The following is a 7,244-nucleotide window of genomic DNA, read 5'->3' on the forward strand; positions in this document are numbered from 1 at the left end:
AATCTTTAGGACTGCATCCCAGCACTTCTAAAATATCGAAAAAGACTTCCATTGAAGGCATACTCAAATCTCGTTCTACTTGAGAAATGTATCCTTTACTCAAATTAGTCCGTTCCCCTAATTCCTCTTGTGTAAAATTTTTCTGAATACGTAAGTTTTTAATCCGCTTGCCGATTTCCATCTTTTTCCGCCCCCTTTTTTAACTTTAAATAAAGCGTTTTTGCGATAGTTAAGAATTATGAGTTTACTGATAGTAAACAACAAGCCGTTAAAGTTATCTAACAGTAAACATTAAGTTTACTAATACTTTTCTATTATAATTTTTTTTTTAGTAAAAGCAATAAAAAAACCAAAAACAGCAAAACTGTTTTTGGTTTTTCACTAACTTATTTTGTTTCCACCCATACATCTTCTCCGATGATCCGAACTTCCGGTACTAACTCAACACCTGTATTCTCTAAAATAACTTGTTGAATGTAAGCAATCAGCTCAATATAATCGGTCGCTGTCGCATGGTTGATGTTCACAATAAAGCCGGCGTGTTTTTCCGAAATTTGAGCGCCTCCCCAAATTCTGCCTTGCAGACCAGCTTCTTGAATCAGCTTTCCTGTAAAATAACCAGTGGGTCGTTTAAAAACACTTCCGCAAGAGGGATATTCTAGTGGTTGTTTGGATTCTCTTAAAAATGTTAGTTCAGCCATGCGTTTCTTGATCTCAGCTGGTTTTCCTTTTTCTAATTGAAATTCAACTTCCAACACGATATCGTGGGTTTCTTGAATGGCACTATGCCGGTAACGAAAATCCAACTCTTCGTTTTTCAGTTCTTTTATTTCTCCCTCACGCGTTAAAACCGTTACAGTCTGAATAACTTCGCTAACCTCGCCACCGTACGCTCCTGCGTTCATAAATACGATCCGATGTTTAGAAATCGTGATTTCATTCATTTCTGTCAGTACCATTACGACTCCATGAATACCGCCGTCCTTGACAATTAAATTACTGGCATTTCCTAATACAGTTAACGGCAATTCATGCTGATTGATCCACTCTACCAATGCAATGACTTCTTCTTTTTCTTTAGGTAATACTAGGATATCAGCTGGCCCACCTGTTTTTGTGTACGTATAAAGCGACAATGGTTCATTTTCTTTAATAATTGAATTTGGAAATTCTTTTTTTATTTGTGCTATTGCCATTATATAATGATCCTCTCACTGTTGATTTACTACTGCATATTCTAACATGTTACTTGCTCATTTGAATAGCATTTGCTTCAATTCTTACCTCAAATTTATCTTGCAACTCCTTAAAACTACAAAAAAAGATTATCCAGCGTAATAAATATACTGGACAATCCATTTTTATTTTAATTTGTTCAGGTAATCGTACCGTTCAAACACTTCAGATTCAGCAATTCCTACGATAATATCGGTCTCTTCAATAATGTAGGAAGGTCCAAAAGAAACGTCTAATTTTTTTTCTGGTTGTCTTCTAATTCCGATCACGTTCATTTCGTAGCGTTTGCGTAAATTCAGTTCCTCTAGTGTCCGTCCTACCCATCTTTTTGGTGGACAAAATTCAATTACCGCAAATTGGTCATCTAAATCCACGATATCTGTAATGTGACGTCTTAGTAGGTTTTTAGCTACTCGTTCTCCCATTTCTTTTTCAGGACGAATAACAGTAGTTGCTCCTACAGCATTTAAAACTTCCATAAACATCTTATTCTTAGCTTTTGCAATAATTGGATTGATTCCGATCTTTTTGCAGTTCATTACAGCTAAAACACTTGCTTCTAGACTGGTACCGGTCGCCACCACTACAACGTCACAATTTTCTAAACCGATATCCTTAAGAAAATCTAAATCTGTGATGTCTCCTTGAATGGCTTCTGTTACGTAAGGCTCCATCCGTTCAACGTTATTTAAATCTAAATCTACTGCGATCACTTCGCAGTCAAACTCACTTAACTCTTTGGCGATAGAAGAGCCAAAAACTCCTAACCCCAATACACCAATTGTTTTTGCTGCCATTTTATAACTTCTCCTATCCAATTAAAATATTTGTTTTGGCATAGACTTGTTCTTTTCCTTTTCGTTTCCGTCTAACCAGGCTTAAGAAAATCGTGATCGGTCCTATCCGACCGATAAACATCAATAGCATTAATACAACTTGGCTGATTTTTGAAAGCTCCGGTGTTAAATTCACACTAACACCCACCGTTGCCAAAGCAGAAACTGTTTCAAATAGTAAATTTAGAAACGGCTGGTCTTCAACCAAAAGCAAAATGCTGACTCCTACCATTAGACAAGTAAAGAAACTAACTACAACGATTAACGCCCGACGAATGGTATCCTCTGGAATAGTATGTCTCGCATAATTAATAGAACGCCGTCCTTTAAGCTCATTATGGATCAACAATAATACTAGTGCAAAAGTGGTGGTCTTGATTCCTCCAGCAGCTCCGCCGGGAGATCCTCCGATAAACATCGTAAACACAAAAAACAACAGTGAAAAAGGCAAGACGTTTGCATAGTCAAGGGTAGCAAATCCAGCCGTCCGCATGGTAATCGTTTGGAAAAAAGCTGCAAGTACTTTTTGTCCAACCGTAAAGGTTCCAATTGATTTAGGATTATTCCATTCTACTACCATAAACATCATCGTTCCGATAGCAATCAGCAATAGTGACATGTTGATAGCCAGTCTTGTGTGGGGTTTCAACAGGCGATACATCTTTTTAAAATTAAGTCTTTTTTTGTTTTTAATAATAGAATGCACATTGTGCGATACATCGAACCAGACTGAAAATCCAATTCCGCCCAAGATAATTAATGAAGCAATCACTAAGTTAACTAGAGGGTCATGAACATAATTTTGCAAACTTACAGTTCCCATATTATCAAATCCGGCATTGCAAAATCCTGAAACAGCCAAAAATAAAGAGGTAAATAATCCCTTGGCCCAGCCAAATTCGGGGACGAAACGCAACGATAATAATAACATTCCGGTTCCTTCGATAATAAAAGTATACTTAACAATAGACAACAAATACGTCTTAAAGTCTCCTAATTGATCACGGTTCAGTGCTTCTTTTACTGCCATGGTATCAGAATAACTGATTTTCTTTCCTAATTGGATGACCATAGTTGCAATGATCGTCATCAATCCGAGTCCGCCTATTTGCATTAATACAATACAAACAATTTGTCCAAAGAGAGTATAGGATTCAGCTACCGAGGAAGTAAATAGCCCTGTCACACATACCATTGATACCGATGTAAATAAATTATCAAAATAACTAGATTGTGATGTTGCTAAACTACTAATCGGCAAAGACAAAAATAACGAACCAATAAAAATAACTGAAGCAAAGCTCAAAGCTATTCTGGTCGATATCGACAATTTTCTGAATTTATCTAGCATGATTTAATACCTCTTCCTCTAAATTCTTAGATGCATGAATGTATTATAATCTCAATCACTGAAAAGTAAAGAGAAATTCATGAGTTTTCTGCTTTTAAATGAAAGAAAAAGAAAACTCGTCAAGCCTTCTTTTCCAACCTATTACTTACTAGTTTTCGTTCTGCTTTCTTTCTTATTTACTGATAAAGATTTGCACTTTCCTCTCCTTTAACGATTTGGTCGCATAGCTGATGTGACAACAAGGCTGATTGAGGAGATACAGGATTTCCACCTAATTGAACGGCATCTAAAAATAAACGGATCAAAGAAGCAAATCCTCTTTTTTCAAGCGTAGGCTCCCAGTCGCCAAAGGTTTCATTTGTTTTAACACCCGCCACATCCTTTTGGTAGTCGGTTAAATTAATAACACGGTGCATTCCAGTCGGAGAATGGACTTCGACAGATTCATGGTTCGCTCCCGATACATAGTTCATCGAAACAATACAACTGGTGGTTTTCGTTGTTAAGTGTGCTACGCAGTTTTTTAATTCGCCATTTTCTTCTGTTACTTGATAAGAAGTTTGAATAACGGGTTCATCCAGTAAATACAGTGCCGTATCCACTACATGAATAAACATATCATAAATAGCAAATTTTACTGTTCCACTGCTGTTCGGTTTTGTTTTTTGAACAAACAACATGTTTTTGTCCGGAACCATTTTTAATTTTTGGATCATTGGAGCAAAACGACGGTTAAACCCTGTTGTGAGCAAAAGGTTTTTCTGCTTCGCTAATGCCATTAGTTCTTCTACTTCTGTCAGTTCTTCACTAATCGGTTTATCGACATACACATGAATGCCATGTTCTAACAATTGTTTGATGATAGAAGCGTGTGTATGAGTTGCGGTATGTACAAATGCTGCTTTGATCCCGCTTTCTATCAACGACTCAATAGAAGGATACAAATTTGAAACACGGTATTTTTCGCCAATTATTTGCAGCTTTTCTTGATCGCGTGTATAAAGGTGCCATTCAACTTTGTCCTGCATCGCCATCATAACCGGCAAGTATGCTTTTTGTGAAATACTCCCTAACCCAATGATTCCTACTTTTAACATGTTCATTCCTCATTTCTTTCTATTATTTATCAGTTTAACAAATACTCAACAAGCTCAGCAAATCTTCTCTCTAAATGTACTATCTTTTCTTCTTCGTGTACAATAATAGTGTCATATTATTTTTAGAGGAGTGGTAGCAATGAAATTTATTTCCTGGAACGTGAACGGTCTGCGTGCCATCGTAAAAAAAGGTTTTTTAGATGTTTTTAATGAATTTGATGCAGATTTTTTTTGTTTACAAGAAACCAAACTGCAAGAAGGCCAAATTGATTTAGAATTACCCGGTTACTATGATTACTGGAATTATGCTGAAAAAAAAGGGTATTCTGGAACGGCTATTTTTACTAAGCACAAGCCTCTTGATGTTTTTTATGGGATTGGAAAAAACGAACACGATACAGAAGGCCGAGTGATTACGCTCAGCTACCCTGATTATTACGTCGTCACTTGTTATACTCCTAATTCTCAGAGCGAATTAGCTCGTCTAGATTACCGCATGGATTGGGACCAAGCTTTCTCTGATTATTTAAGTGAACTTGACAATGAAAAACCCGTTATTTTTTGCGGCGACCTAAATGTAGCTCACGAAAATATTGATTTAAAAAACTGGAAAACAAACCGTAAAAATGCAGGATTTACTGATGAAGAACGTGCTAGTTTTACAGCTTTATTGAATAGAGGATTTATTGATACGTTCCGGTACTTTTACCCAACCGTCGAAGGCGTCTATTCTTGGTGGAGTTACCGCTTTAATGCGCGTAAGAACAATGCCGGTTGGCGGATTGATTACTTTTGCGTTTCTGAACGACTTAAAGATCAACTAGTAGACGCAAAAATCCATACAACTATTATGGGTTCTGATCATTGTCCTGTTGAATTGATTTTAAATAAATAAATAAGCAAAAGTACCTCAATCATTCATATAATTGGTTGAGGTACTTTATTGTTTAGTTGCTTTTATTGATATCTGAGATAGTATAACTGCGGGTATCATAACGATGTCGGCTTCTTGAGTATTCAAAAGGACGTCCATCTTTTAAATAAACAACTTGTTCTACTTCTAATACTGGATCATCTGATTTACAATCCAAATATTCTTGATCGTATTTAGAAGATTTATCCGCATGGATTTTACGGAACGCTCCGCCAAAATACAAGTTCAGTTCTTCATGAATATATTGATAAATAGATTTTTCAAGAATTTCTTCTGTTAGTCCTACAGCTAGATCCGTCGGCATATAGGTGTGTTCTAATACATATGGCTTGCCATCTACGATCCGCAAGCGAATCAAGTTATACACAGGTTGATTTTTTTTTAACATCAAATGTTCCATAATTTCTTCTGATGGAAATTCTACATTAAATTCAATCACTTTACTCGTAACAGCGTGTTCAGTTAATTGGCTAGTCAACCCTTCATATTCATTCACGAGTGCATCTTGCCGATTCAGTAAGGCTGTTTTCATGACGTATGTACCCGAACCGCGTTGTCGATAAATCAACCCTTCCATCGCAAGAATATCGAGCGCTTTTTTCATCGTCATACGACTCACACCAAATTCTTTAGCTAAACTAATTTGGTCAGGAATAAGGGATTCAATGGGGTACGTACCTTTTAGTATTCGCTTTCTTATTTCGTTGGCAATGGTTTCATATTTTACCATCTGAACACCTCCTAGGTTTCAAAGAGTATCATACCTCATCCTTTCTAAAAAGACTAGTCTTTTCCCCACGTTAATTTGATTATTTTAGCGTTTATCCTTCCTTCGATCGCTGCATAACAAAAAATAAGCAACCAGTCTCTCATGACTGACCGCTTATTTTTTTCGTACGCTTAGATTAAGCTTGTTCAGGTTCGTTCATGTTAACTTGGTTTAAGTTAGTGCGGTCAACCAATTTCAAGAATGGGAACCAAATAACACCAATCAAAGCCATATCAATGATTTGAAGCACACCGCCCATGAAAGAATTGGTAGCCATGATTCCATTGATGATCACTGGTACCGTCCAAGGAACAGAAACCCCTGTTGGTGTTGGGAAGATATGTGTGGCCATCATGACGTAGTTAAAAGCAGTCACAACCATTGGAGCTAACACCCATGGAATAAAAATAGAAGCATTTAATACCAACGGCATTCCAAAGATAAGCGGTTCATTTACATTAAAGATTCCAGGTCCTAAAGCTAAGCGGCCGACATCTTTCAATTGTTTACTCTTCATAATGAAGGACATCAATAAGACAACCATTAAAGTGCTGCCAGATCCGCCCATTCCTACCGTATAAATTTCCATAAATGGTTTTGTAACGATATGCGGTAAAGCATCTCCTACTTTAAATGCATCTAAATTATCTAACATCAATGTATTCCAGATTGGATCCATCACTGAATTGACAATGATTTGTCCGTGAAGACCAAAGAACCATAAGAATTGAACAAAGAAAACAGCAATGGACTTGGGTTGTATATCGTGGGAAATTTATTAAATAATTACAAAATCGATGCAATCATTGAAACACAAGAAGAAAACGTAACATTCAAAATCAAGTTATAAAGGAGAACAAAATGTATATTTTAGAATTGAATCAAAATGGACAAGCAACAGAATTAGCATTATTTGACACAATTGAAGAAGGAAGAGAATTCATCAAGAAAACAAACTGCTACGAAATTACAGAAGAAGATGGATTTGTATATGAATATATCATTCCTGAAAAATTAGATG

8 protein-coding genes and 1 pseudogene are annotated in these 7,244 nt (G+C 36.4%); 2 read left to right on the top strand and 7 right to left on the bottom strand.

Annotated elements, in window-relative coordinates; genetic code table 11:
* The 5 genes from RT405_RS10035 to RT405_RS10055 all read right to left on the bottom strand — a co-directional run.
* A partial coding sequence (locus RT405_RS10035) for a helix-turn-helix domain-containing protein (RefSeq protein WP_396163675.1) occupies positions 1 to 181 on the bottom strand: 181 nt, incomplete at its 3' end.
* Between the two features lie 205 nt (positions 182 to 386).
* Entirely contained in the window at positions 387 to 1,196 is an 810-nt protein-coding gene (locus RT405_RS10040; protein WP_313469448.1) for a UDP-N-acetylmuramate dehydrogenase, read from the bottom strand.
* Between the two features lie 165 nt (positions 1,197 to 1,361).
* Positions 1,362 to 2,033, bottom strand: a complete 672-nt coding sequence (locus RT405_RS10045; protein WP_313469449.1) for a TrkA family potassium uptake protein — start codon at positions 2,031 to 2,033, stop codon at positions 1,362 to 1,364.
* A 13-nt stretch (positions 2,034 to 2,046) separates the two neighbouring features.
* Positions 2,047 to 3,423: a potassium transporter TrkG gene (locus RT405_RS10050; RefSeq protein WP_313469451.1), complete on the bottom strand. Its 1,377-nt coding sequence runs from the start codon at positions 3,421 to 3,423 to the stop codon at positions 2,047 to 2,049.
* Between the two features lie 176 nt (positions 3,424 to 3,599).
* On the bottom strand, positions 3,600 to 4,520 hold the full coding sequence (locus tag RT405_RS10055; RefSeq protein WP_313469452.1) for a Gfo/Idh/MocA family oxidoreductase: 921 nt from the start codon (positions 4,518 to 4,520) through the stop codon (positions 3,600 to 3,602).
* A gap of 139 nt (positions 4,521 to 4,659) precedes the next feature.
* On the opposite strand from RT405_RS10055, the gene RT405_RS10060 reads away from it, so the two are divergent.
* Entirely contained in the window at positions 4,660 to 5,415 is a 756-nt protein-coding gene (locus RT405_RS10060; protein ID WP_313469454.1) for an exodeoxyribonuclease III, read from the top strand.
* Between the two features lie 52 nt (positions 5,416 to 5,467).
* Here RT405_RS10060 and RT405_RS10065 read toward each other — a convergent pair whose 3' ends face one another.
* On the bottom strand, positions 5,468 to 6,184 hold the full coding sequence (locus RT405_RS10065; RefSeq protein ID WP_313469456.1) for a GntR family transcriptional regulator: 717 nt from the start codon (positions 6,182 to 6,184) through the stop codon (positions 5,468 to 5,470).
* Between the two features lie 175 nt (positions 6,185 to 6,359).
* Positions 6,360 to 6,971, bottom strand: a pseudogene (locus RT405_RS10070) (PTS transporter subunit EIIC); the annotation flags it as partial.
* On the opposite strand from RT405_RS10070, the gene RT405_RS10075 reads away from it, so the two are divergent.
* Entirely contained in the window at positions 6,951 to 7,073 is a 123-nt protein-coding gene (locus RT405_RS10075; protein WP_313469458.1) for a hypothetical protein, read from the top strand. The pseudogene RT405_RS10070 and the gene RT405_RS10075 overlap by 21 nt on opposite strands.
* Positions 7,074 to 7,244: the final 171 nt, after the last annotated feature.

It is taken from the genome of Carnobacterium sp. (assembly GCF_032094055.1).
In the GTDB taxonomy this organism is placed as follows: domain Bacteria; phylum Bacillota; class Bacilli; order Lactobacillales; family Carnobacteriaceae; genus Carnobacterium_A.